We start from the raw sequence: 24,581 nt of genomic DNA, 5'->3' as shown, positions 1-24,581 counted from the left end.
GATGCTCGCTCCCCCAAACTCGCTTCATCCACGACGATGTCCGGGCGCATCCCTTGCGCCAAAGATGCTCCTTAAAGGGCTGGTAAATCAGCTTTCCCAATCACGCCGTGACCGTGCCGCCACTTCCTATTGATAGCGGCGCGGCCCCTCTTTCAAATTTCAAAGCTCTTCATAAACTTCAAAAAATTCACAAAATTCATAAACTTCACAAGACTTCAAAAGCGCCGTGGGTTAACGTGAGTTCCATGAAGCCGAAGAACACCAATCCTTTTAGGGCTACCTTCGGCGCCGCTCCCCCACTGTTGGTTGGCCGCAGCGATGCCATTCGTGATTTCGGTTTTGCACTCGATGAAGGCCCTGGTGCCCATGAGAGGATCTCACTCATCATCGGACCACGCGGCATCGGCAAGACAGTCCTTCTTAATGCCTTCGAAGACGAAGCGCTCGAGCGCGGTTGGCTCACGCTCAGTGACACTGCAACGACCGGTTTTGTTGAGCGACTGCGTAGCAGCATTATTCAGCTTCTGGCTAAGGAGAGGAAACAGCTCAAAGGCCTCAACGTCTCTATCCTCGGCATTGGAGGCGGGCTCAATTGGGATACCCGAGCTATCGCAGAGTCCACGTACTCGCTCCGCAATGCGCTCAAGGATTTACTGGCCTATAAACGTGAGCTCGACCGGAAATCCCGCCAGGAGCCCGGTGGGGTTCTTGTAACACTGGATGAAATGCACCATCAACGCAGCCAGGAGCTCATAGAGTTCGGCGCCACGATTCAACATTTAGTTCGCGAGGGTGAGGACATTTCCGTTGTCATGGCAGGCATCCCGTCCTCAATTAGACCTTTGCTTTCCGGGAAGCTGAACAGTCGTGGCGACACCAATCCAGTTACCTTTCTTCGACGCGCTAACCGCATTGAGCTGGGCAGGGTCTCCGATTCGGATGTACGTGAAGCACTGGAGGAACCCCTTCACAGCGCCGCCACCTCATGGTCACAGGACGCTTTGGAAACCGCGGTTGAGGCGTGCCATGGATATCCATTCATGATCCAACTCGTTGGCCAGTGCTCCTTTCGGGAAAAGGCGCGTACCGCTGACGGAGGTACCGAGATTTCTATCGACGCTGCCCGGCGCGGAGTCGCAACAGCACAGCGCAAGCTCGGCCAGCTTGTTCATGAGCCAGCGCTGTCGGACCTCTCCCCCGTCGACCGAAGCTTTTTGGTTTACATGGCTCAAAGCGATGGCCCTTCCAAGATGGCGGATATCAAGGCACGCTTCAATAAGACTGATTCTTATGTAGGCAACTATCGCCGCCGGCTTCTCGACGCCGAAATGATCACCACCACGGGCCACGGCGAAGTCGATTTCGCCTTGCCGTACTTACGCGACTACCTCCGCGAACACGCGGCAAGCCTCATAGCCGAGGACTTCGACGCCCAGTAGCGAGGCCTCCCTCGCCCTCGGACTGCACGCCACAACTACCCCCGCGCGTTTACATCTCTACTATTCGCGCAGAGTTTCCACTCTTTTCGAAGTTATTCATCAAGCTCGCCGGGCAATGCCGCCCCTGCCAGCGTCGGTGTTGCCGCAGTGACGGAAGGCGGGGCGTCGGCAAGCGCGGCGCGGAACCGCACCATGTGACAGCCCGTGCCGTGTGAATAAACGGGGATAATAGTATGCACACAGCCGCAAAACCTGCACCTACGTGGGCTTTCTTCGGCTCGCGGGAGCTTGAAAAAGCTCGAACTTTTCTTAGAATTGTCGTCTAGTTCACATATCACCACCCCGGGTGTTGCTGCTCACCACGCAACTGGATGGCACAGCACACCCGCGCCGAGAAAGGTTCACACACATGACAACTCCCCCGCTGGGCGTTTGGTCCGAGGTTGGCAAGCTCCACCAGGTCATGGTGTGCGCGCCAGGGCTCGCGCACGAGCGGCTGACCCCCAGCAATTGCGGGGAGCTGCTTTTCGACGACGTCCTCTGGGTCGACGAAGCCAAGAAGCATCACGCGGAGTTCGTCGCCAAGCTGCGCAGCTACGGCGTCGAGGTGCTGGAGATGCACACGCTCCTGGAGGAAACCCTGGCCACCCCAGGCGGGCGTGATTTCATCCTGGACTTCAAGCTGCTAGATAAGAACGTTGGTGTCGGCATCGGCGGCGAGCTGCGCCACTGGTTCGAGGACATGTCTAACAAACGCCTGGCGGAGCTCCTCATCGGTGGGCTACCCTTCGCCGAAATTCCGAAGGGCTTAGGCCACGGAACTATCGACGCCATGCGAGAGGTCTACGGGCCTTCCGCTTTTGCGCTGCGCCCGCTGCCCAACACTCAGTACTCGCGGGATAACTCGGCGTGGATTTATGGCGGGGTCTCGCTCAACCCCATGCGGATGCCGGCGCGCCACCAGGAAACGCTGCTGACCAGAGCGATTTATAACTACCACCCGCGGTTTGCGCAGGCGGATTTTCAGTTCTGGTACGGCAATACCGATGAGGAGCCGGGCCTGGCGTCCTTGGAGGGCGGGGACATCATGCCGATTGGCAAGGGCATCGTCCTCGTCGGCATGGGTGAGCGCACCACCTGGCAGGGAGTGAGCCAGCTGGCCATGCGCCTATTCCAGGAAGGCGCGGCCGAGAAGATCATCATCGCCGCCATGGCCGCCGACCGCGCCTCGATGCACCTCGACACCGTGCTCACCTTCCTGGATGCCGATAAGGTCACCGCCTACCCCAAGGTCGTGGGCACTATCCGGCCCATCGTCTTGCACCCTTCGACGAGCACGGCGCCTTTCGACGTCGAACTGCCCACCCAGTCTTTCCTCGAGGTCGTCGCCAAGGCGCTTGGCGTCGGGAGCCTGCAGGTGGTCGAAACCGGTGGGGACACTTATGCCGCCGCCCGCGAGCAGTGGGATGACGCCAATAACGTCGTGGCCATTGAACCGGGCGTGGTGGTGGCTTATGACCGAAACAAGCACACCAATAAGAAGCTGCGCGCCGCCGGCATTGAGGTGGTCGAGATCGGCTCGGCGGAGTTGGGCCGCGGGCGCGGGGGCGGGCACTGCATGACCTGCCCTATTGTGCGTGATGCGGTGGACTATTAGAAGGTTTTCCGGCTTCCAACCACCGGTGCGCGTATCCCATAAAGTCAAGAGACCGGGTCTGCGTTGACCCACCCACACGGGGTTATACAGAAGTTCGTGTACGAAAGATCAACGGGCTGGCCAGCAAATACTTAACGCCACTAACTTTCTTCAGGGGCTAGAAGCCGTTTTCAATATCCATTGGCTACCCCCTTGCTTGGCTCCTAAAATAAGTGCGGATTCTACAAATCTCTCACTTTTCGCTTAATAAAACATAAGGACGGTACACAGGTGCTCTCTAAGGGACTGCGCGCGCTTGCACCACTGGTGGCAACCGCGGCATTAGTTACCCCCTCGGCACAGGCGGCCAACATTCCGCCCATGCCACAGGCCTACCCCATCACCAACCTCTACAAGAGCTGCAGCGCAGCAGGTGAAGACAACGCCACTCCCGAGTGGCACTTCGCAGAGACCGGCCGCCGCTACTTGAGCGACGGCACCCTGCAGTTTAAGAACACCACGAACCAGGAGGTGCCGTACACCGCCTCCGTGGAAACGGGCACCAACCACAAGATTGAGGCCAACTCCAAGGCCGCTATGCCTTCCGGCTGGGACACCACCGCCAAGTCCGACATCGGACTGAAGCTGAGCAACGGCTGGCAGGAGAAGGAAACCTTCGGCCCCGTCACCCTGAAGCCGGGCGAATCCTTCCGCGTGGAATACGGCGTGGTGGAAAAGGACTTCATCTCCATGTTCGTCGGCTGCAACGATGACCGCCTAGAGAACATGCCCGGCGCCAACGTCATCCGCGGCAAGGGCCCGGCTGAGCGCTATGCCTTTGCCTACATCATCAAGGCGGATGGTTCGATTTCGGACCTCGCCATGGAGATTCCTTCCCGCTCCCCGGGCGCGAACTCCAAGCCCATCGAGGGCAACTACACCTCCGTGTCCGGCCCCAGCCTGGAGAAGATTGCGGACCCGAAGAAGGATGAAATCATGCAGCCTTCCGAGGACCTGCAGCGCGACCCATCCTGGCCCAAGGAAGGCGAGACCTGCGAAGGCCGCGATAGCTCCTGGTACCCGCTGGACATCACTGCGGTGAAGCCGACCTTCCGCAAGCCGGGCTACTCCACAGACTTCCTCAACTGGTCCAAGGGTGACTATGAGTACGCGCCGGTCACCGATTTCGTCGTCGGCGCCGAGCACGCACCGTACACCAACTGGCAGGGCAACCGCGGCGATATCCCGAAGGGCTGGCTGGAGTCCGTTGGCGCGGTCAAGCGCGCCTACATGCCGGTGGGAACCGAGCTGCAGCACATCGACCTGGCCCCTGGTGAGCGCGTCCGCGTGGAGTACGGCACCACCATGACCCGTATCAACTACCGCGAAATCCACTGCGGTAAGGACGGAAAGTACAGCCTGACCTCCAACTACAAGCAGACCACCGCTCCCAGCGGTTTCTGGGCGGAGGCCACCATCACGGGCAAGGACGGCTCCACTCGCACCGAGGACGTCACCCCGGACGAGTACCGCGAACTCCCAGTCCCGACCCAGACCATCTACTAATCCCCCTTTACTTCCCAAGGAGAATTCACCATGTTCAAGACCAAGATTGCTTCCACCACCGCCGCCGTGGCCATCGCTTGCGGCCTGATCGCTACCCCGGCCGCTAACGCCCTCCCGGCACGTGACCTGGGCCCGGCCAACCCAACCACCATCGGTGAGCACTGCACCAACCCGGGTGACACCGGCCAGACCGTTAAGATCAAGCGCACCTACTTCGACGGCTCTGCCGGATCCTGGACCGTGTCCAACTACAACGACGAGCCGCTGCCGGTCACCCGCTCCATCAAGGAAACCAAGACCAAGACCTGGAACGTTTCCGCCGGCGTTGACTTCAAGCTGCTGGATCTGATCAACTTCACCTTCTCCTCCAGCTACACCGACTCCCAGTCCTACGAGGTGGGCGAGCAGGTCGGCCCGTACAACATTGCTCCGGGCAAGACCGCAGTCATGCGCGCCGGCTGGGTTGTCTCCGACTTCGAGGGTCAGAAGACCATCTGCGGTTCCGATAACACCTGGCAGGCCAACGGTGGCACCTTCACCGCTACCCTGCCGAAGGAGCGCCACGTGGAGGTCTCCACCCGCGACAACAACGATTGGGGCTAAGACGTGCTGAAGAAGTCCATCGCGAGCGCCTTCGCCGCGCTCAGCCTATTGGCGGCCGCTCCTGTGGCCCACGCCGCTGACTTCGGCGGGGACTTCGAGCTGCCGCAGCGCTGGAATGATGATTTCAAGCCGGGCACGCACTGCTCGACGCCCGGTGAGAACGGCACCTACGTCACCGCCACCCGCCGGTGGTTCAAGCAGACTGATGCCGCTAGTGTGGCCAACCGCAATGATGAGCCCGTGCCGGTCAGCCACACCGTGACCCAGGCCCGCACGCAGACCATCGAGGTCTCCGGTTCCATCAAGGGCGAGGGCGAGCTAGCCAAGGTTCTGACCCAGACCTACGGTTTCAACTACGTGCACGAGCAGCACTGGAAGCTGAACCAGGAGGTTGGCCCGTACACGCTGCCGGCAAACTCCCAGGGCAAGCTGGTGTGGGGCTTTACCATGCTCGACACCGACGGCCAGGACGTGCGTTGCAATGCCGACCAGGAATGGGAGGCCGTGGGCAAGCCCTACTCCGCCACCGTTCCGGAAGCGCGCTACTCTGAGTTGCAGCTTGGCGACGCCCCCGTCTGGGACTAGCTCACCTCCCTAGGCCCCACAGAAGAGGGCACCCCAAGCCGTTTCACGACGGCTGCGGGTGCCCTCTTTTTGGCGTTCCACAGCGTGATCAAACGGCAGCGGGAACCTTGCAGAACGGCAATGAACACCTTGCAGAACCGCAACGAGAGCATTGCAGAACCGCAATGAACACCTTGCAGAACCGCAACATCGCAGGTAGATTGACTGCCATGACTGATTCTTTTCTACATAGAAACGCACAAGATCTGGCGGAAGAAGTTCTGTCGGATACACCTGTGCTGACTATTTCCGGCGCGCGCCAAGTAGGAAAGAGTACCCTTGTCCATCAATTACTCGAAGGTAGAGAACACAGGTTCTTTAACCTTGATGAGAGCGCTTCGCTGGCCTCTGCACAAGCGGACCCAGACGGCTTTGTCAGACAGCTCCCCGAGGGCACACTAGCCATTGATGAAATTCAGCGCGCACCAGAGCTGTTTCGCGCGATTAAAGGCGCACTCGAAAAAGATCGACGGCCGGGGCGTTTTATCCTTACCGGATCATCCAACCTCCTCAGCCTCACAGGAGCCGAAGAATCTCTCGCTGGCCGCGCAGAAACTATTCGCCTTCACGGCCTCAGCGTGGGCGAACGTTTAGGTATCCACGAAGACTTTGCAGGCCGAATATGGTCATTAAAAGATGCAGGCGTACAACCCGCATCCACCCTTTCCCGGGCTGACTACTTCCAGCTCTTCTGCACGCCGAGTTTTCCAGGACTTAGGGATTCTGGTCGGCGACGGCAACACCGGTGGTTCGATGCTTATATTGAGCGAGTCTTGTCAAAAGACGCTGCCGAGCTCTACGGCATTCAATTCCCTGACCGCTTACACAATCTTCTCGCCAAGTTTGCTGCACAAGGCACCGCGGAACTTGTAGCGGCGCACATTGGGCGTGCACTCGACATTCCCGAACGCTCAGTCCCTACCTATGTAGCTGCTCTGAATGATGTCTTCTTGATTAACCAATTACCATCATGGGGAACAAATCTTGAGAAGCGAGCTATCTCTAAGCCTAAGGTCTTCCTCTCGGATACCGCACTGGCCACAAGTCTGGCAGGCCTCGAGCCAGAGGCATTGGAGATGAACATTTCCAGCACGCTTAGCGGCGGCATCTGCGAAGCCTTTGTTGCCAACGAGCTTCTGAAGCAGAAAGCATGGTCATCAGTTGATTATCGCCTCTTCCACTTTCGGACTTCTACTGGCAAAGAGGTTGACCTTGTGCTGGAATCACGATCCCGGGACGTTGTTGGCGTGGAGGTCAAAGCCGCAATGTCGATCCAGCCGAAGGACTTTGCTGGCCTGCGCTATCTTCAGCAGGTAGCTGGTGATTCTTTCCGCGCAGGAATTGTCTTGTACACAGGCAAGGACGTCTTGCCGATGGGTGAAAACCTCTGGGCAATGCCAATCTCGACGCTCTGGCACGGCTAAACCGCGACAACGAACGGCCGCCGCGCGCCATGAGGCCCACCGATATACTGCGCCCATGTCTCACCGCATCTTTTCCGTTCCCTTCGCCGATATTTATCCGCACTACGTTAAGAAGGTAGAGCGCAAAGGCAGGACTGTCAGCGAGCTTCACGAAGTCATCACTTGGCTTACCGGCTACTCGGTTGAGGAGCTGGAACGGGTCCGGAAGCAAAAGGTCACCCTCGAGGACTTCTTCGAGCAGGCCCCGCACCTGAACCCATCCCGCTCCCTCATCACCGGCAGCATCTGCGGGCACCGTGTCCAGGACATCGAGGACCCGCTGATGCAAAATATTCGGTACATGGACAAGCTCGTTGACGAGCTAGCCAAAGGAAAAGCCATGGAGAAAATCCTTCGCGGCTAGCCTTCGCTAACTACGCTATTCAAAGCTTCAAGCTTTAAGCCACAAAGGGATACGGCGGCGCGGTCTTCTCACGGAAGAAGTAGCGCGCGTGCGTGTGTCGAACGGACTCTAGGCTTTCAGCGCCAATGGCAACGAGCTCAACGTCTGGGTCATCGTTGATTTGATCGAGGTCGTGACGGGCAAGAGTTGCCGCAGTTAGGGATTCAAACTCCGTGACATTCAGTGCACCCGTCGGACGGTGATACTTAATAAGAAAAGCCGGCATACTATTTACTCCCTTCCGACTCGTTTTCTGTCCGTCTCCGGTCGAGCTCACTAATTAGCCTATCCAACATCCTAGAAGTCCTTTGCCGCAATGGCCGGGCTTCACGCAACTCCACCGTTTCCACTGGGCGCTCGGCAAACGGAGAAGAGAGCACATCGAAGTATTTTTCTACTCTATGCACCACTTCTGAAAGCTCATGCAACGAGCGAACCTGGGTCTCAAATTGCAACGGTACGTGCTCTCCGAGCTCAAGGTATCGGATGCCGCGACCGTACAAGTCACCAGCAAGTTCATAAAGGTTGGCCCATCGTGACTGGAGCGCCGTCCGAAGCTGAAACTCAGCCCGGCCTGCCGGAGAGTAAATATGTAAATGGATCGCCCTATACCCAGAGTGCGGCTTTTCTCTCATGTCCTGAATTTTGACGCGGTCGGCTCCCCTTTCTTCGAAGTCCTGGGCGAGTAGCTCCGCCAGCCTTGATTGTTCAGAGAGCGCCACATCAAAGTCCATTCGCACTCCTGAAAGATCTTGGATGCTCTCTAGCGGGAAGCTCGGCATTCTCCGCAGTTTCTCAACGAGCACCTGCCGAGTCTTGACCCGCGAACCTATAAGGAATCGTTTCGAGTCCGGTTCCACAACGGAATCTGTCGAGCGCTCCAGCGGCACGCTCAGTTCATTCAGTGTCGACGCTGCCAAGGACTCAAGATGGTCACAAAGAGCAGACTGATGTATGAGTATGCGCCGATATAGCTCTTCATCGATCTCTTGCCCAGTGCGCAACGCACTACCTATTCGATGTACTTGTCTCTTACTAAACGTCGTCGGCCTGTTTTCCAAGAACTGCACAGTTCCCCCTTCTTCGATAGTGGCAACCCCCAAAGACGAAGAGCATTGCCAGCATTTTCAGACACCCACACATCCCCCACCCCTTGGATGCCTGCCCTAAAGACTACGAGGGCGACCGGACACCAACACCACATTTTCGGATATATGTTCGACGTTTGCGCTGAAACGCACATCCCACCTTCAGCTTTGCCATACTTGACGCATGACCACGCTAGAAACTTGTGCCAGCGCCTGGGCGAAAGCAATTATGGCCGCACCCGAGCGCGAATTCCCCGCCGCGATGCACCACACGAGCGCTTCCACAGAAGACTGCGACGTGCGCCCGCGCGAGCTGCACCCCAGTTTTTACGGTTGTTTCGACTGGCACTCCAGCGTCCACATGCAGTACTCAGGCGCGCTACTAAACAAGATTCTCGGGCCCGAGTCTCCCAAAGAACTTGCCGCGCTTCTCGACGATCGCCTCAGCGCAGAAGCCCTCACCACGGAATACAACTACCTCCTCGCCCGCCCCGGATATGAAATGCCCTATGGGCGCGCCTGGCTGCTGCAGCTCGCCTCCGTTCGGCCTGGCGAAGCGATGGACAAGCTCGTAGAGCTAACCGCACAGCACTGCCGCGACTGGCTTGAATCACTCAACCAACCGGTGCGCCACGGCATGCATTCCAATACAGCCTTCAACCTTTTCCTCATCCACGAGGCCGCGGAGAAACTCGGGCTGGATTCACTGGCGAGCTCGGTGCGCGAGGCTGCTGTCCGCCTTTTCGGCGAAGACCGCGACTACCCGCTCAAATGGGAGCTGTCCGGACATGATTTCCTATCCAACGGGCTATCGGAGGCTCTACTCATGTCGCGCGTGCTACCGGACTTCCCACACTGGTTCGACGGCTTTCTTCCCCACCACAACGAAGCGCTGGACTTTTTCACACAAATCCCAGAGGTGCTTGACCCAACCGATGGCCGCCTGGCCCACCTCTACGGCCTGGCGCTGACCAGAGCATGGATGCTCGTTGAACTCGCTGAGCATTTCGACGCCTCCGTCCTGCCCCGCACCCATGCACTCGCCGCCAGTGCGCAAACGCAGCTTGTCGACGGCCACTTCATGTCCACCCACTGGCTCATCACCTACGCGCTGCGCTTTCAGCTCGCTGCCGACGGAAGGCATTAGCCAACGGCTTCCCTCATCGCCAGCCATCCAGGCCGAGAGTTCAGGCCGGCATTTTATGCCCGCTCCTGCCGCCATAGTGAGCGCATACGGAATAGTTACTTAGCGAGTAGTACTGTAACTTTCTAATTATCGTTCTCTTCAGGAGCTCACTATGGATTCTCGCTACTCGGCGCAGCGCGATAACTACCGCCTGCCAGAAGAAGGAATCCGTATTGATCTGCGCGCCGAGCGTGCCCGCCAGAGAGGCTCTACTCACGACCGCGAGAGCACTGCCCCTGAGCGCCCTTCCTACCGCCCGCGACGCCGCCCCAGCCACGATCGCCCAGCTTCGTCCCCGTCGACAACTTCCCCTTCCCGTCGATCCGCTTCAACGTCGGCGCCTGCCCAACAAACGCCATCCCAACAAGCGCCGACCCGAACCGCGCCGAAGAAGACGACAGCCCCTGCGCCACGGCGGAAATCACCGCGCCCTCGCACGCCCATCAGCCGTCGCGGGTTGGGAGTCCTCCTTATTTTGGCACTGGTTCTCGTCGGCATCGTCGCCGCACTCCAGTTCAATAAGGAGCCAGACGCGCCCGCGCCGCAACCAACCGATGTGGTTACGGAACCCGCCGCCGTCATCGAGCCCTCCCCAGCGGTGGAGATGTACATCCCGACAATTGATGTGCGTGCAGAGTTTGAAGAAGGCTCCTGTCGGATCAAAGACAACAAGATCAACCCCGACTCGATGAATAGGGCCTGCACCTACACCGCAGACGATAAACCCTATTCGCTCCCCGGTACGGATGCGCAGGACGTCGTGGTGGTCGCCGGGCATACCGGTGCAGGAGTACCAGCGGTGTTCAATAACCTCTACGACGGTAGCGCCGACGAGCACAAAGCCTCTGTGGGCGACAAGTTGTACCTGCGCACGCAGAACTCCGGCGAGCAATGGCTGGTATACACCGCAACAGATCTGCACGATCCGTCGAAGGATGGCCTTGAGCAGGATGAGAGCATCTGGGGCACCGATGCCCAGCCCGGTCGCCTTCTCACTATCAGCTGCATCCAGCCGGCCAACCCTTTGGCTGCTGCGGTGCGCAATGCCGTGGTGGGATGGCAGTTTGAGGGCGTAACCGAAGCTCCTGACCCCGCCGCAGAACAGAGCTAAGCCCCATGCAGCATCCCCCGTTCAGGGGGATTTCCGCCACTACGCGCAGTTATCGAACATTTTCGCAGCTCAACAGACAACACCGTTCTTATCCTTGCAGGTTAACACGCCTTGTAGCGCCGCCCGTGAGGACCTCAACCCACCGAACATGCCACCCGTTTGGCACGAAAAGCATCCGCCATGTTACGGAGCGAAATTTCGAAACCCTTGTGATTAATGTGAAAGTTGTGGCTATTGTGGTTCACGTCGGGTTGAATCCCTCTCACATACCTCACAAACCCCGCAAGGAGAAGCTTATGAAGCGCATCAACCGCACCCTGACCGCAGCCGTTCTGGCTGGCTCCCTCGCACTGGGCGGCACCGCCGTTGCCTCCGCCCAGATTCCGGCTCCGGCTGAACTCACGGTCGATGGCGTCACCTACCAGAAGCAGGCCGACGGTAGCTACCAGCACCGCAACGAGAACGGCGAGCTGGACGGAACCACCAAACTGACCGCAGAGCAGGCACAGTGGGCTTGGGAGCAGCAGCAGGCTCAGCAGGATGCCGACGCGCCGACCACCACCAGCGTGATGGCCCCGGACATGGACATGGCAGCCACCGGCGAGGCTACCGCTCCGTCTTCCGTTGACTACCCGATCAACGGCGAGTCCGAGGCTGAGCCGACCAGCGCCGAGTTCGACAAGAAGCAGCTGGCTTGGCTGGCTTTGCCGGCCGCCCTCATCATCGGTGGCGTGACCTGGTACCTGGCCAAGGACGGCAAGACCTACGTGAAGTCCGAAGAGGCAGCTCAGAAGGACGCTCCTTCCGCTGAGGAGAAGGCCGCTTCCGAGAAGATGCTGCAGGAGAACAAGGACGAGGTCATCGCCCAGGGCGGCAAGGTTGCTGAAGGCACCGCCGCACAGACCCCAGCACAGTCCCGCGGTATCTCCGCTGAGACCGGTTCCAACACCGTTGCCCGCGGCCTCGCCGCACTGGCAATCGCAGCGATGATCGCCGCTGGCGCTGTCGTTGCTCGCCGCAAGCTCTTCATCTAAGAGGTTTGAGGCCTAGGGCCAACAGGCAACCCATCCGCGTCTCTCCCCCTCCCTACCGGGGGTGGAGAGACGCGGCTTTTGCAGTTTTATACGCCCGTTGGGCCACCACTTTTCCGGCCGCACCCCTTGGAGGAAGTTAAAAGATTCAATGGATGAACTAGCGCGCAAGCAAGCCTCAAAACCCGAACCACGCAGGAAGTTTCATCCCATCACCACAAGGGCCGGCACCACCCGACGAGCCAGCGCACCCTGACACAACCATGAAAATTTGCGTGGAGTAGCTTAAAAATTGGAAATAGTTTGACCTACCTCACTATTTTTCGGTTAGTATGTGGGAAGTCGACATCAGTTAACGGTGACAACATCGTCTGATACGGCGTTGACCAAACTTTCCCGATCTAACCCCAGGAGTAAGAAACATGAAGCGCATTTCCCGCAACCTCACCGCCGCAGCCCTGGCCGGCGCCCTCGCACTCGCAGGCGTCACCGCCGCCAACGCTGAAGACACCACCGGCCAGAGCACCAACGCCACCTCCAGCACCGGCACCGAAGGCGATAACGGCAGCAGCAACCAGGGCGGCGACGCCGGCAGCAGCGACGAAGGCAAGGGCGACCAGAGCAGCGAGGACCAGAGCTCCTCCGACGACATCAAGGGCAAGCTCTCCTCCGAGGACGGCAAGCCAACCGGCTTGGGCATCGCCGTCATCGTCCTCGGCGTCGTAGGCGCGCTGGCCGCAGCCGCACCGGCCGCAGCACAGGCACTGGGAGTCAACCTCCCGTTCTAATCTGAATCCTGCACCATCGAGCTTCAAACGCGAAGCTCTTAGCAGCGCCGGCCCACCGGCGCGAGGCAGCCGCACCCCCATCACCGTCGTGATGGGGGTGTTTTCACGTCCCACCCATCCACAGATACGGGACACACTTCACAAACCGACGTGATGCGGGCTACACTAGGCACCCATAGATTGTTCAACAATTTGGGAACTACAGAAGAGGTGTCCTCCTAATATGAGCGCGCTGCACATAGACCTCAACGCTGACCTCGGCGAAACCACCGCCGGCAACCCCGTTGCCGATGACGCCGCGATGCTCCAGCTTGTCTCCTCCGCCAACGTCGCCACCGGCTTCCACGCCGGCGACCCGCACTCCATCGCGGGCACCCTCAAGGCGGCCGCAGAAGCAGGCGTCACCGTCGGCGCACACGTGGGCTATAACGACCCGGCAGCCTTCGGGCGCCGCTTCATCGATTACGCACCTGCCGAGCTTGCCGACGAAGTCACTTACCAAATCGGTGCCCTCCAAGCCCTGGCCCAGGCCAACGGAACCCGCGTGGCCTATGTCAAGCCGCACGGCGCGATGTACAACACCATCGTCCACCACGAGGCCCAGGCCCACGCCGTCATCGACGGCATCAAGGCCTTCGGCGACTTGCCCGTCATGCTGCTGCCAGGCGGCGTCGCCGTCGACATCGCCGAGAAGAAGGGGCTCACCGTCATCCGCGAGGCCTTCGCCGACCGCAACTACAACCCCGATGGCACGCTCGTCTCGCGGCGAGAGGCGAATGCTGTAATGGGTGATGAGGGGGACGTCGTCAAGCGCGTGCTCGAAGTCGCCGAAACCGGATCCATCACCGCCATCGACGGTTCCGTACTCAACGTGGATGCCCAGTCGGTGTGCACGCACGGTGATTCGCCCGGCGCGGTGCAGCTGCTGCGCGGTGTGGTCGCCGAGCTGCAGGAGCGCGGAATCGAGATTCGGAGCGCCATCTGATGCATATTCACCCCGTAGGAACGCGCGCGCTGCTCATAGAGCTGGAGGACTTGCCCCAGGTCATGGCGTGGCACGCGGCCCTCGACGCTAATCCGCTCAAAGATCAAGTCGACGCGATTGCTGCCGCCACCACCTTGCTGTTGACCTTTGCCACGCCGAATTCCGCCGCCGCAGCCGCGGAGAAGCTGCAGGACTTCCACCCCACCGCGCAGGCGGGCGAGGATCCGCGCTTTGTGGAGATCGACGTTCTCTATGACGGCGAGGACCTCGATGAGGCCGCCGAGTTGATGGGCATGTCGCGCGAAGGCCTCATTGATTGGCACACGTCCACCGAGTGGCTCGCCGCTTTTGGCGGCTTCGCGCCCGGTTTTACTTATTGCACCCCGGCGGACTCGGCGCAGAATTTCAACATCGAGCGCCGCGCCACCCCGCGCACCGCGGTGCCGGCGGGCGCCGTCGGTATTGCCGGCGGTTTCTCCGCTGTCTACCCGCGCGTCTCCCCGGGCGGCTGGCAGCTGTTGGGCACTACTTCAACTCCGATGTGGGAATCTGATGCCCACCCGCCGGCACTGGTCCAGCCCGGTGACCGCGTACGCTACCGCGCGGTGAGCTCGCTGCCGGACGTGGTGTCCACCACGCCTTTTGGCCGCCGTACCCCCGCGCGCTTGCCGCGCTTGGAAGTCCTCGATGCCGGCCTGCTCACCCTCTTTCAGGATCAGGGCCGCCCCGGCCGCGGCAACTTGGGCGTCACTCCTTCGGGCGCAGCAGACTTGGCGGCGGCTGCGACGGCCAACGTCGCGGTGGGCAACCCCCGCGGTGCCACCGTGCTGGAGAATATCGGTGGCATTCGCCTGCGCGCGCTGACCGACGCCGTCGTGTGCGTCACCGGCGCCCAATCCCGCGTGCTTCTCGACGATATGCCGGTGCACCTCGCGCGCCCAGTGCTCGTCACGGCTGGTTCAACGGTGACCGTGGATCCCGCGACGGTAGGCCTGCGCAGCTACATCGCTATCCGCGGTGGCATCGTGGCGGATGCGGAGCTGGGGTCGGCCTCCACTGACGTGCTTTCTGGGCTGGGACCTGCACCGGTGCGACTGGGCGATGTCATTGGTGTCCTCCCCCGCTCCACCGCGATGACCGATGCCCAGCTGAGCAACCCCATGCGCGTTCGCGAAGGCGCGCACGGACAGACCGAGGGTGTGCTGCGCTGCGTGCTCGGTCCGCGCGATGACTGGTTTACTCCCGAAAGCCTAGAGGCCTTCCTCGCCACAGAGTGGACCGTTACTGCACAGTCCAACCGCGTGGGCGTGCGTCTGGTCGGCCCGGAAGGTTCCGTGACCCTGAGCCGTGCACGAAAGGGCGAGCTACCCTCGGAGGGAATGGTCGCAGGTTCAGTCCAGGTTCCGCCAAGTGGCGAACCCGTGATTTTCCTTCGCGATCACGCCGTGACCGGCGGCTACCCGGTCATCGCCACGGTCCTCGAAGAAGATATTGATATTGCCGCGCAGCTCCCGCCGGGGGCAACAGTCCGCTTTGAACTCGCTTAAACACTGATTAAGGAACAACCACACATGATTTCTGCAGTCCTTATTGCTAACCGCGGCGAGATCGCCGTCCGTATCGCCCGCACCGCGCGCGACATGGGCATCCGCTCCATCGCCATTTACTCCGAGGCCGATGCCGGCGCCCTGCACACCCAGGTGGCTGATGAAGCCTACGCCCTGCCCGGCAACTCCGCGGCGGATACCTATATGAACGTCCCCGCGCTCCTCGATATCGCCGTGCGCGCCGGCGCGGATGCGATCCACCCCGGCTACGGCTTCCTCTCGGAGAACGCCGACTTTGCCCGTGCCGTGGCCGAGGCCGGCCTGACATGGATTGGCCCGTCGCCGGAGTCCATCGAGCTGCTCGGTGACAAGATTGCCGCACGCCGTGTGGCCGAGGAGGTTGGCGCCCCGCTGGCACCGGGTACCTCCGATCCCATCGATGACTGGCAGGAAGCCCGCGCCTTCGCCGAGGAGCACGGCCTGCCCATCGCCATCAAGGCCGCTTATGGCGGCGGCGGACGCGGCCTGAAGGTGGGGGAAAACCTCGAAGACATCGAGGCTGCCTTCAACTCCGCCGGCCGCGAAGCCAAGGAGGCCTTCGGCCGCGCGGAGTGCTACGTGGAGAAGTTCCTGACCCACCCGCGCCACGTAGAGGCGCAGATTCTGGCTGATACGCACGGCAACGTCGCCGTGCTGGGCACCCGCGATTGCTCTACGCAGCGCCGCTTCCAGAAGCTCATCGAGGAGGCCCCAGCGCCTGCGCTTTCCGACGAGCAGCGCACCGGCATCCACGAGGGTGCCCGCGCCATCTGCGCGAAGGTGGGCTACACCGGTGCCGGCACGGTGGAGTACATCGTCTCCGAGGATGGCACGATTTCCTTCCTCGAGGTCAACACCCGCGTGCAGGTGGAGCACCCCGTGACTGAAATGGTCACGGGCGTGGACATCATTGCGGAGCAATTCCGCATCGCCTCCGGGGAACCCCTCTCCTTCGCGTCCGATTCCGCTTCCCCGTCTGATTCCTCTTCCTCGTCTGAAGCGCAAGCTTCAGACCCCGTGTCCGACGGCCACGCCTTCGAGTTCCGCATCAATGCCGAGGATATCCTCAACGGCTTCGCGCCGTGCCCGGGCACCATCGTGCGCTTCGAGCCGCCGACAGGCCCTGGCATCCGCGTGGACTCCGGCGTGCGCTCCGGTTCCATCGTGCCGCCTTATTACGACTCGCTCGTGGCCAAGCTCTTGGTCTGGGGTCCGACCCGCGAGATCGCACTGAAGCGTGCACAGCAGGCCCTCCAGGAATTCGACATCGAAGGTGTTCGCACCGTGCTGCCCTTCCACCGCGATATGGTCTCCTCCCAGGTCCTCGTGGATCACGGCGACGCCGATGCCGCAGCCGGTATCTACACCGACTGGCTCGACCACAACTACCGCCCCTCCGCGGAAGCCACGAGCGCTACCGTCCCTGTCGAGGCCATCTACGCGCAGCGCACCCGCGTCGCGCTGGAAATCGACGGCAAGCTGGTCAGCGTGGGCTTCCCCACCGATATGTTGTCGCAGGGGCAGGCGAAGGGGGCGTCGGCAAGCGCGGCGTCCGGTGCCGGCGCCAGCGGCAACGAAGTGACCTGTCCTTATGAGGCCAACCTCGTGGCGTGGAACGTGGCGGACGGCGAGGCCGTCGAGGAAGGCCAGGCCATCGCCACGATTGAGGCCATGAAGATGGAGTCCGCGGTCAAGGCCCCGTCTGCGGGCAAACTGAGCCGGGTGGCGAAGGAAGGCTCGAGGTTGGAACCGGGCGCGGTAATCGCCACGATTTCCTAAGCGGCGGGCTACTGTAAGTCGCATGCTTGCAGATTCCGTCGCGTCCGCGCTCCGCGCCGCCATCTCCGAGGGCGAGTACATGCCCGGACAGCAGCTCAGCGAGGTCCGCGCGGCCGAGCGCTTCGAATGCTCCCGCAACACGCTGCGGGAGTCCTTCGCCATGCTCGCTTCCGAGCGAATCGTCGAGCGCATCCCGCACAGGGGCGTCTTCATTGCCACCCCGGATACCGATTTCGTGCGCGATCTCTACTTGGCGCGCGCCGCCATCGAGCCGGCCGCGGCGCGCTATGCCACCTTCGAGGACCCGGGCGAGCTGGTGCGGCTGACCGAATCCGCCGTGCTTGCCGACGCTCCCCGACCCCTCATCAACCAGCGCTTCCACAAGCAGCTGGTCGCCGGTTTGGGCTCGCCGACGCTGGACCGCTCCATGTCGCACCTGCTGGCGCGCATGCGCTTGACCTTCTTGTTGACGCTGGAGCGCTACCCGCAGATTCACGATAACCACGTGCAAGCCAACATCGACTTGGCCCACCTCATTGCGCAAGGTGAGCGCGAGGCGGCCGCCGATGCCTGCCGCGCAGACCTGATGCGCGCGATGAACTCGATTCTCCGGGTCCTTTAGTTTCCTTTAGTTTCCGAGTCCCCCACTATGGCCTTCGCTCCTGTTAGCCGGTTCCACCCGCGCAAAACTAACCGGCACCACATGGTTCGAGTGAGATGGTTCGGGTCAAAAGGTTCGTTTACCCCCAAGTGAACCATCTATGCACTCGAAGAAGGTTTGTTTGCCCCCAAACAAACCTTCTGACCAGAACCATCTGAGTAGAACCATGCATCGACGCACTGAGGGCTTGGGGTGGTAGCACCACCGCACAAAATTTAAGGGATGAGGAAATCGCGGTCCGGGATGTCGGTGACCAGCATCTTGCCCGGGGCATGCGTAATGGCCAGGCTGGGACGCGAGTTCATCACGATGGCCTGCGGGGTCACGCCGCACGCCCAGAAGACCGGGATGGTGCCCTCAGGGATGTCGACGGCTTCGCCGAAATCGGGCTGCGACAAGTCCTCGATGCCGATGGCAGCAGGGTCGCCCACGTGAACCGGGGCACCATGGACGCCCGGGTAGCGGGAGGTGATGCGGACGGCATCGGCAACCTGGCTTGCGGGGATGGGACGCATGGAGACGACCATCGGCCCGGAGAAGACTCCAGCCGGCGCGCAGGGAATCGAGGTGCGATACATCGGCACGTTGCGGCCCTGATCAATGTGGGCGATGGAAATGCCGTTCTCCACGAGCGCATTCTCAAAGGTAAAGGAACAACCGATGAGGAAGGAGACGATGTCGTCGGAGTAGAAGGAGGAAGCGTCGCCAAGCGTCTGCGTAAGCTGGCCATCCTCGTAGAGGTTGTAGGCCGGGATGTCCGTGCGGATGTCCCCGCCCGGGATGAGCTCAGAGGTGAACTGCCCGGCCTCCAGCACGCCGACGATGGGGCACGGCTTGGGGTTGCGCTGTGCGAAGAGGAGGAAATCGAAGGCGTACTCGCGCGGCAGCGCAATGAGGTTAGCCTGCATGAAGCCGCGGGCGTGGCCGGCGGTGGTGGTCATGTCGTGTGCGCGGGCAAAGGCGCGCACCTCTGCAGGCGTCTGCATTATGCCCATAGTTCAACGATTCCGGAAAGGGACTTGATGCCGATGAAGATTTCCAGCACGAGCGCTAGGACGCCGGCGATAAGCAGCCACATCGGCTGCTTAACACCGTGGGTGAGGTCGTGACGCTTGAAGGCCACCCACATGATCATGGCGAAGGCGATGGGCAGGATGATGCCGTTGAAGGCGCCCGCGAAGATGAGCAGCTTCTGCGGTGCGGAGTTGAGGATAGCGAAGAGGATGGCGCAGACAACGATGAAGCCGACGGTGAGGAAGTTGCGGGTCCGCGGGCTGACCTTCTGGGTGGTCACAAAGGTGATGGAGGTGTAGGACGCGCCGATGACGGAGGACAGGCCGGCCGCGAAAAGGACGACGCCGAAGGCGCGAAGGCCAAACTCGCCGGCGGCCTGGCGGAAGGCATCGGCGGCCGTGTTGTCCTCGGAGAGCGCAACACCCGTGGCGACGACGCCCAGGACCGCGAGGAAGAGCAGCACACGCATGATGCCGGTGACGATGATGCCGAGCACTGAGGTCTTCGTAATCGCGCCGACGTTCTCCGGGCCGGACAGGCCCGAATCAATGAGGCGGTGCGCACCGGCAAACGTAATGTAGCCGCCCACCGTGCCGCCGATGAGGGTGGTGATGACGAAGAAGTCAATGCTTTCCGGCATAACGGTATTCTTCAGGGCTTCGCCCACCGGCGGCTGGGAGACAATCGCCACGTAAAGCATGAGCAGAATCATGATGGCGCCCAGCGCGGCGACGATGCGGTCAAGCGCGACGCCCGCCCGCTTGGACAGGAAGATGAAGATGGCAACGGCCGAGGCGATGAGGCCACCGATGCGTGCATCGATGCCGATCATGGCGTTTAGGCCCAGGCCCGAGCCGGCGATGTTGCCGATGTTGAAGACAACGCCGCCGATGAAGACTAGTACGGCAAGGAACCAGCCCAGGCCCGGCAGCACAGTGTTACCCAGCTCGTTGGCGCGCATGCCGGAGACAGCGAGGATGCGCCAGACGTTGAGCTGGATGGCGATGTCCACAATGATCGACAGCGCAATGGCAAAGGCGAAGGCCGCCCCCATCTGCACGGTGAAGACGGAGGTTTGGGTCAAAAAGCCCGGGCCGATGGCGGAGGTGGCCATGAGGAACATGGCGCCGGCCATGGCGCCGATGCCCTTGGGGGCTTGCGCTTCTTTCGGCGCGTCCTGTGTAGTTCCCTGGGCTGCTTCCTGGGAAGCTGCGGAGGAATTGGTTGATTCCAAGCTCATTGTTGGGCACCTTTCGTGACGAAGGTCGCATTTAACGATGGTGAAAGCATAAGGGTTGTTGAACAATCTGTAAACAACGCGGGGGTGGCGCACGTTACACCCACGCCATAACTACAGTCCCTCACACACTTTCCAGTGGAGCTCCGTTGCGCGCGGCGAAAAAGTGACCTAGGATACCGAGTTAACTAATGGTGATTCGTTAAACCTACGGAGGAGCTCATGCCCCAAGACATCTACATCGCGGGCGCCGCACGCCTGCCCATCGGAAAATTCGGCGGTAGCCTGGCCCGTTTTTCCCTTACCGAGCTCGGTTCGCTTGCCGCCGAAGCGGCTATTGAGCGTTCGGGGCTTACTGGTGCAGACCTCGATACCGCTGTGGCCTCCAACGTCATGCCCGTCGTGCCGAAGGACCTCTACCTCTCACGCGCCATTGCCAAGAACGTCGGCATGCCGGACTCCTCCACTGCGATGGGCGTCAACCGCCTGTGCGGCTCCGGAGTCCAGGCCGTCATCAGCGCGGCCCAGCTCCTGCAGACTGGCGACGGCTCCCTGGCGCTGGCCGTCGGCGCGGAATCCATGAGCAACGCGCCCTACTCCGTCGAAGGTGCGCGCTTTGGCAAGCGCATGGGTGACGGCAAGCTTTATGACTGGCTTACTGGCGCGCTCTCCTGCCCCTTCGGCACCGGCCACATGGGCGTGACCGCAGAAAACGTCGCCGCCGATAACAACATCTCCCGCGAGCGCCAGGACGAGTTCGCCGCCGAGTCCCAGGAGCGGGCCGCCCAGGCCCGCGCGGAAGGCGTCCACGCGGAAGAAATCGTCCCCGTCGGCGAGCTGGACTTTGATGAGGCGGTGCGGGAGACGGACGTCGAGAAGCTGGCGAAGCTCAAGCCCGTCTTTGTTAAGGACGGAACCGTCACCGCCGGCAATGCCTCCGGCATCAACGATGGCGCGGCGGCCGCTGTGCTCGCCACCGCGGAGGAAGTAACCAAGCGTGGCTTGGACCCGCTGGCGAAGATTGTGTCCTGGTCCATCGCGGGCGTGGACCCGACGCGTATGGGCATCGGCCCCATCGCTGCCGTCCCGAAGGCGCTGGAGAAGGCCGGCCTGAGCCTAGAGGATATCGGCCTCATCGAATCCAACGAGGCCTTCGCCGCCCAGGCCATCGCCGTGCAGGACCAGCTGGGCTTTGACCCAGCCAAGACGAATATCTACGGCGGGGCTGTCGCGCACGGCCACCCGGTTGGTGCGACGGGCGTCATCCTGCTGACCAAGCTGGCTTATGCGCTGCGCCACCAGGGCAAGCGCTATGGCTTGGTCACCATGTGCATCGGCGGCGGTCAGGGAATCGCCATGATTATTGAGAATGGAGCGAAGTAAATGAGCATCACCAAGGTAGCCGTTATCGGCGCAGGTTCTATGGGTTCTGGCATCGCAGCACTCTGCGCGTCCGCAGGCATGGACGTGGTCTTGCTTGACCAGAATGTGGAGGGCGCTCAAAAGGGCGTCGATGTCCAGCTCAAGCGCAAAGGCTTCCACCTGCCAGAGTTCGCCGAGCGCGTGCGCGCCAGCGATGACTACGCGCTGTTGGAGGACCGCGAGTGGGTCATCGAGGCCATCTTCGAGGACCTCGGCGCCAAGCACTCGCTCTACGAGGCCATCGAGCCTTATTTGTCTGCGGATGCTCTGTTGAGTTCGAACACCTCGACCCTGCCGCTGGCCTCCCTCCTGGAGGGCGTGCCGGAGGCCCGCCGCGAGAAGTTCGCTATCACGCACTTCTTCAACCCGCCGAAGGTCATGCGTCTAGTGGAGCTCATCGCTTCCGGCTCCACGGAGGCCGCTCTGCGCACGACCATCGAGCAAACCCTGGGCAAGATTGCGCTCGAATGCCGCGACACCCCGGGTTTCATTGCCAACCGCGTGGGCTGCTACTGGATGGCCGCCGGTGTGGCACGCGCCCGCGAGTTCGACGTGAGCTACGAGCTTGCCGACGCCTCCTTCGGCCGTGCCTTCGGCATTCCGCGCACCGGTATTTTCGGGCTGCTCGATTACATCGGCCTCCAGCTGGTCAAGCCGATTTGGAAGTCTTTGGAGACGGCCCTGCCGGCGGGCGATCCGCTTCTTGACGTCCCCCTCGGCGATGACTCCTTTATCGAAGGTCTCGTTTCTCGAGGGCTCACCGGCCGCACCGGTGACGGCGGCTTTTACCGCGGCCGTGACGAGGTCATCAACGCCTCCTACGAATACGTACCCCGCACTCAGCCCACCGATCCTGTCGTGGGACTCAAAGATCCGCGCGAGGTCATGGAGACCGATTCGCCGGGCGGCCGTTTTGCCCGCGCCGTCTTCCTCGGCACGCTGGCGTACTGCTGCGAGGTCGCACCTGACATTGCGGACCACGTGGGCCTCATCGACGAGGGCCTTACTCTTGGTTTCGGCTGGAAGAAGGGCATCTTCGCGCTTGCCGACGCCATCGGCATCGACTGGGTCGCCTCCGCCTACGGCTCCAACGTCCCGGTCTTGGTCTCCGCCGCGGCTTCGGCGGGCGGTTTTTACGGCAAGGGCTCGGTGCTCTCTTCTCAGGGAGAACGTCAGGAACTCGCGCCGCGCGAGGGTGTTGTCACCCTGGCTTCTCTGGATGCGGAGACCATCGTGTCTCAGGAGGCGGGCGCTGTCCACGCGGTCTCCACCCCGGCTGGCCGCATCGGCATCATCGACCTACACACCCCGATGAACTCCCTGCCAACGCCCGCCCTCGAAGTCATCCGTGCCGCTCTGGGCGCCGTGACCTCGGAGAACCTCGTCGCGCTGGTTATTGGTAATGACAAGCCGGTTTTCTGCGCGGGCGCAGACCTCGCTTCCATCGCTTCCGCTGGTGAGTCCGGCGATGCCTCGCTCGTCGAATCCCTCCTTTCGGACGGCTCGACCACCCTACGCGCCCTTAAGTTCGCCCCGGTTCCGGTCGTGGCCGCTGTGCGTGGCGTCGCTCTGGGCGGCGGCTTCGAAACCGCTCTGGCCTGCGACCGCATCGTGGCCCACGCCGATACCCGCCTTGGCTTCCCGGAGCGCACCGTGGGCCTCTACCCCGGCTGGACCGGCACCATCTCCTCGCTGGAGCGCCTCAAGGCGGCCGGTGTCGAAGACTATCACCAGAAGGCCTTCGATTTCATCGCGTCCGCCCGCAACTTCTCGTCTGCTTTCGAGGCACAGAAGGCTGGCTTTTTGTCCTCGGATGATGTCGTGCTCATGTCCTACGACCACGTCCTCGCCCGCGCTATGGAGGAGGCCGCCACCCTGGCCGGCTCCTACACCCCGCCGGCCGATGAGGAGATTGAGATGTACTCCGGCTCCCCCGCCCTCGACCGCGATTGGCCTATCGAGGGCACCACCGAGAATGACCACGTCATCGTGGCCAAGCTCGCCGAGATGTACACCGGCTCCGGCTCGCTGAGCTTCACCGAGTTCTGCGACCGCGAGGTGGAGTACGACGTACCGCTGGTCCTCCTGCCCGCCAACGTGGAGCGCGCCAAGCACATGGCCGCGACCCGCAAGCCGCTCAACAACTAGCCTGCGCCACCCTCATCGCAAATGGTCCCCTTACTCTGGTCCCCTTTACTCAGCAAAGGGACCATTTGTATGGGGTTTTGGTGTGGAGATGGTCCCTTATCAGCACTAAGAAACCAAAGTAGAAGGACCATCTAAACTCGGCGGTGCTTGATGAGGCTCGCTTTCCACCCCACCACTATGCGCTACGGTGCGACCTCACAGCCTTGAGCGCTGCCCGCACCTCACTGACCACTCGTGGTCTTTCATAAAGCAATTCGCTCGGGGAATACGGCAAGACAACAAAGCCTAGATTCTGGATGTGCTTTTCACGCTGCCGCTCCGCCCGGATGACCTCATCCACCGGTTTGCCGTAGGTGATTCCGTCATATTTCACATGCCCATCAATAACGAGTTGGACGCGATTTTCGTAGATAAGCGCAGTAGCGGGCAAGGCACGTTCGTCCCGATTGACTTTGACGCGGTCGTCAAAGCACGCACAAGACGTGTGAAGCTAACATTGTAAGTATTGTGGGCTCGCTACACCACAACGCTGGCCCAGCCGGGCCAGCGTCACTACAGCTACGACCGGTTCCGCCAACTGGTTGCCTCCCATGTCGACGCGGCCGGGCTGACCGCCCGGATCACCCATGCACCAGGGCATACGATGCAGGTGGATTGGGCAGGTACGAAAATGCGCCTGTACGACCCTTCAAGCACACCGGGGTGAAAGTCACCATTTTCGTTGCTTTGTTGCCGTATTCAGGGATGCTCTTTGCATGTGCGTGTGCTGACCAGCGGCAGGGCCTGACCCCCGGAAAGTAGACACGTCGGG

22 protein-coding genes are annotated in these 24,581 nt (G+C 61.4%); 17 read left to right on the top strand and 5 right to left on the bottom strand.

The features are described 5' to 3' along the window. The first annotated feature begins 245 nt into the window (after positions 1 to 245). From HMPREF2808_RS07880 to HMPREF2808_RS07850, 7 genes are all read left to right on the top strand, one after another. Positions 246 to 1,439, top strand: coding sequence for an ATP-binding protein (locus HMPREF2808_RS07880; protein ID WP_083309046.1), 1,194 nt, complete (start codon positions 246 to 248; stop codon positions 1,437 to 1,439). A gap of 409 nt (positions 1,440 to 1,848) precedes the next feature. Further along, entirely contained in the window at positions 1,849 to 3,096 is a 1,248-nt protein-coding gene (locus HMPREF2808_RS07875; RefSeq protein WP_070624378.1) for an arginine deiminase, read from the top strand. 270 nt (positions 3,097 to 3,366) lie between these two features. Further along, positions 3,367 to 4,641 (top strand): hypothetical protein, encoded by a 1,275-nt coding sequence (locus HMPREF2808_RS07870; RefSeq protein ID WP_070523479.1) that lies wholly within the window; start codon positions 3,367 to 3,369, stop codon positions 4,639 to 4,641. Positions 4,642 to 4,671: 30 nt separating this feature from the next. After that, on the top strand, positions 4,672 to 5,244 hold the full coding sequence (locus HMPREF2808_RS07865; protein WP_070523482.1) for a hypothetical protein: 573 nt from the start codon (positions 4,672 to 4,674) through the stop codon (positions 5,242 to 5,244). A 3-nt stretch (positions 5,245 to 5,247) separates the two neighbouring features. Next, the gene (locus HMPREF2808_RS07860; RefSeq protein WP_070523486.1) at positions 5,248 to 5,829 is read left to right on the top strand and encodes a hypothetical protein; all 582 of its coding nucleotides are present in this window, start codon (positions 5,248 to 5,250) and stop codon (positions 5,827 to 5,829) included. A gap of 209 nt (positions 5,830 to 6,038) precedes the next feature. Beyond that, on the top strand, positions 6,039 to 7,292 hold the full coding sequence (locus HMPREF2808_RS07855; protein WP_070624395.1) for an ATP-binding protein: 1,254 nt from the start codon (positions 6,039 to 6,041) through the stop codon (positions 7,290 to 7,292). Between the two features lie 55 nt (positions 7,293 to 7,347). Continuing rightward, positions 7,348 to 7,695, top strand: a complete 348-nt coding sequence (locus HMPREF2808_RS07850; protein ID WP_070597192.1) for a DUF2200 domain-containing protein — start codon at positions 7,348 to 7,350, stop codon at positions 7,693 to 7,695. Positions 7,696 to 7,729: 34 nt separating this feature from the next. On the opposite strand, the gene HMPREF2808_RS07845 is transcribed toward HMPREF2808_RS07850, so the two are convergent. Both HMPREF2808_RS07845 and HMPREF2808_RS07840 read right to left on the bottom strand, forming a co-directional pair. After that, positions 7,730 to 7,960, bottom strand: coding sequence for a hypothetical protein (locus HMPREF2808_RS07845; protein ID WP_070597191.1), 231 nt, complete (start codon positions 7,958 to 7,960; stop codon positions 7,730 to 7,732). Between the two features lies 1 nt (position 7,961). Then, a complete protein-coding gene (locus HMPREF2808_RS07840) occupies positions 7,962 to 8,594 on the bottom strand; it encodes a RelA/SpoT domain-containing protein (RefSeq protein ID WP_256375377.1) in 633 nt (210 codons plus the stop codon). A 412-nt stretch (positions 8,595 to 9,006) separates the two neighbouring features. On the opposite strand from HMPREF2808_RS07840, the gene HMPREF2808_RS13065 reads away from it, so the two are divergent. The 8 genes from HMPREF2808_RS13065 to HMPREF2808_RS07790 all read left to right on the top strand — a co-directional run bounded on the left by HMPREF2808_RS13065 (position 9,007) and on the right by HMPREF2808_RS07790 (position 17,910). Further along, the gene (locus tag HMPREF2808_RS13065) at positions 9,007 to 9,969 is read left to right on the top strand and encodes a DUF2891 family protein (protein ID WP_141752588.1); all 963 of its coding nucleotides are present in this window, start codon (positions 9,007 to 9,009) and stop codon (positions 9,967 to 9,969) included. A gap of 151 nt (positions 9,970 to 10,120) precedes the next feature. Then, positions 10,121 to 11,119: a sortase family protein gene (locus HMPREF2808_RS13765; protein WP_246818532.1), complete on the top strand. Its 999-nt coding sequence runs from the start codon at positions 10,121 to 10,123 to the stop codon at positions 11,117 to 11,119. Between the two features lie 296 nt (positions 11,120 to 11,415). Next, complete coding sequence (locus HMPREF2808_RS07815) at positions 11,416 to 12,153, top strand: hypothetical protein (RefSeq protein ID WP_070624377.1); 738 nt, start codon at positions 11,416 to 11,418, stop codon at positions 12,151 to 12,153. A 419-nt stretch (positions 12,154 to 12,572) separates the two neighbouring features. Further along, on the top strand, positions 12,573 to 12,938 hold the full coding sequence (locus HMPREF2808_RS07810) for a hypothetical protein (protein WP_070624376.1): 366 nt from the start codon (positions 12,573 to 12,575) through the stop codon (positions 12,936 to 12,938). Positions 12,939 to 13,161: 223 nt separating this feature from the next. Continuing rightward, complete coding sequence (locus tag HMPREF2808_RS07805) at positions 13,162 to 13,923, top strand: LamB/YcsF family protein (RefSeq protein ID WP_070565109.1); 762 nt, start codon at positions 13,162 to 13,164, stop codon at positions 13,921 to 13,923. After that, the gene (locus HMPREF2808_RS07800) at positions 13,923 to 15,470 is read left to right on the top strand and encodes a 5-oxoprolinase subunit B/C family protein (protein ID WP_070624375.1); all 1,548 of its coding nucleotides are present in this window, start codon (positions 13,923 to 13,925) and stop codon (positions 15,468 to 15,470) included. The genes HMPREF2808_RS07805 and HMPREF2808_RS07800 overlap by 1 nt, the downstream gene beginning before the upstream one ends. A 24-nt stretch (positions 15,471 to 15,494) precedes the next feature. After that, entirely contained in the window at positions 15,495 to 17,288 is a 1,794-nt protein-coding gene (locus HMPREF2808_RS07795) for an acetyl/propionyl/methylcrotonyl-CoA carboxylase subunit alpha (protein ID WP_070624374.1), read from the top strand. A 22-nt stretch (positions 17,289 to 17,310) separates the two neighbouring features. Then, entirely contained in the window at positions 17,311 to 17,910 is a 600-nt protein-coding gene (locus HMPREF2808_RS07790) for a GntR family transcriptional regulator (protein WP_070624373.1), read from the top strand. A gap of 254 nt (positions 17,911 to 18,164) precedes the next feature. On the opposite strand, the gene HMPREF2808_RS07785 is transcribed toward HMPREF2808_RS07790, so the two are convergent. After that, positions 18,165 to 18,944 carry a putative hydro-lyase gene (locus HMPREF2808_RS07785; RefSeq protein ID WP_210386963.1) on the bottom strand — a complete coding sequence of 260 codons (780 nt, stop codon included), beginning with the start codon at positions 18,942 to 18,944 and terminating at the stop codon, positions 18,165 to 18,167. Next, a complete protein-coding gene (locus tag HMPREF2808_RS07780) occupies positions 18,935 to 20,098 on the bottom strand; it encodes an NRAMP family divalent metal transporter (protein ID WP_193629810.1) in 1,164 nt (387 codons plus the stop codon). The genes HMPREF2808_RS07785 and HMPREF2808_RS07780 overlap by 10 nt, the downstream gene beginning before the upstream one ends. 324 nt (positions 20,099 to 20,422) lie before the next feature. On the opposite strand from HMPREF2808_RS07780, the gene HMPREF2808_RS07775 reads away from it, so the two are divergent. Continuing rightward, positions 20,423 to 21,583, top strand: coding sequence for an acetyl-CoA C-acyltransferase (locus tag HMPREF2808_RS07775; RefSeq protein ID WP_070624370.1), 1,161 nt, complete (start codon positions 20,423 to 20,425; stop codon positions 21,581 to 21,583). Continuing rightward, positions 21,584 to 23,770 (top strand): 3-hydroxyacyl-CoA dehydrogenase/enoyl-CoA hydratase family protein, encoded by a 2,187-nt coding sequence (locus HMPREF2808_RS13910; RefSeq protein WP_070624369.1) that lies wholly within the window; start codon positions 21,584 to 21,586, stop codon positions 23,768 to 23,770. 175 nt (positions 23,771 to 23,945) lie between these two features. Here the strand turns inward: HMPREF2808_RS13910 and HMPREF2808_RS13615 are convergent, their stop codons facing one another. Next, the gene (locus HMPREF2808_RS13615) at positions 23,946 to 24,143 is read right to left on the bottom strand and encodes a hypothetical protein (RefSeq protein WP_158014578.1); all 198 of its coding nucleotides are present in this window, start codon (positions 24,141 to 24,143) and stop codon (positions 23,946 to 23,948) included. Positions 24,144 to 24,581: the final 438 nt, after the last annotated feature.

The sequence above is a fragment of the Corynebacterium sp. HMSC078A10 genome, from assembly GCF_001811565.1.
GTDB classification, from domain to species: domain Bacteria; phylum Actinomycetota; class Actinomycetes; order Mycobacteriales; family Mycobacteriaceae; genus Corynebacterium; species Corynebacterium hesseae.
The sequence above is the reverse complement of the archived record's forward strand: the minus strand, read 5'-3'. Positions and strand labels throughout refer to the sequence as shown.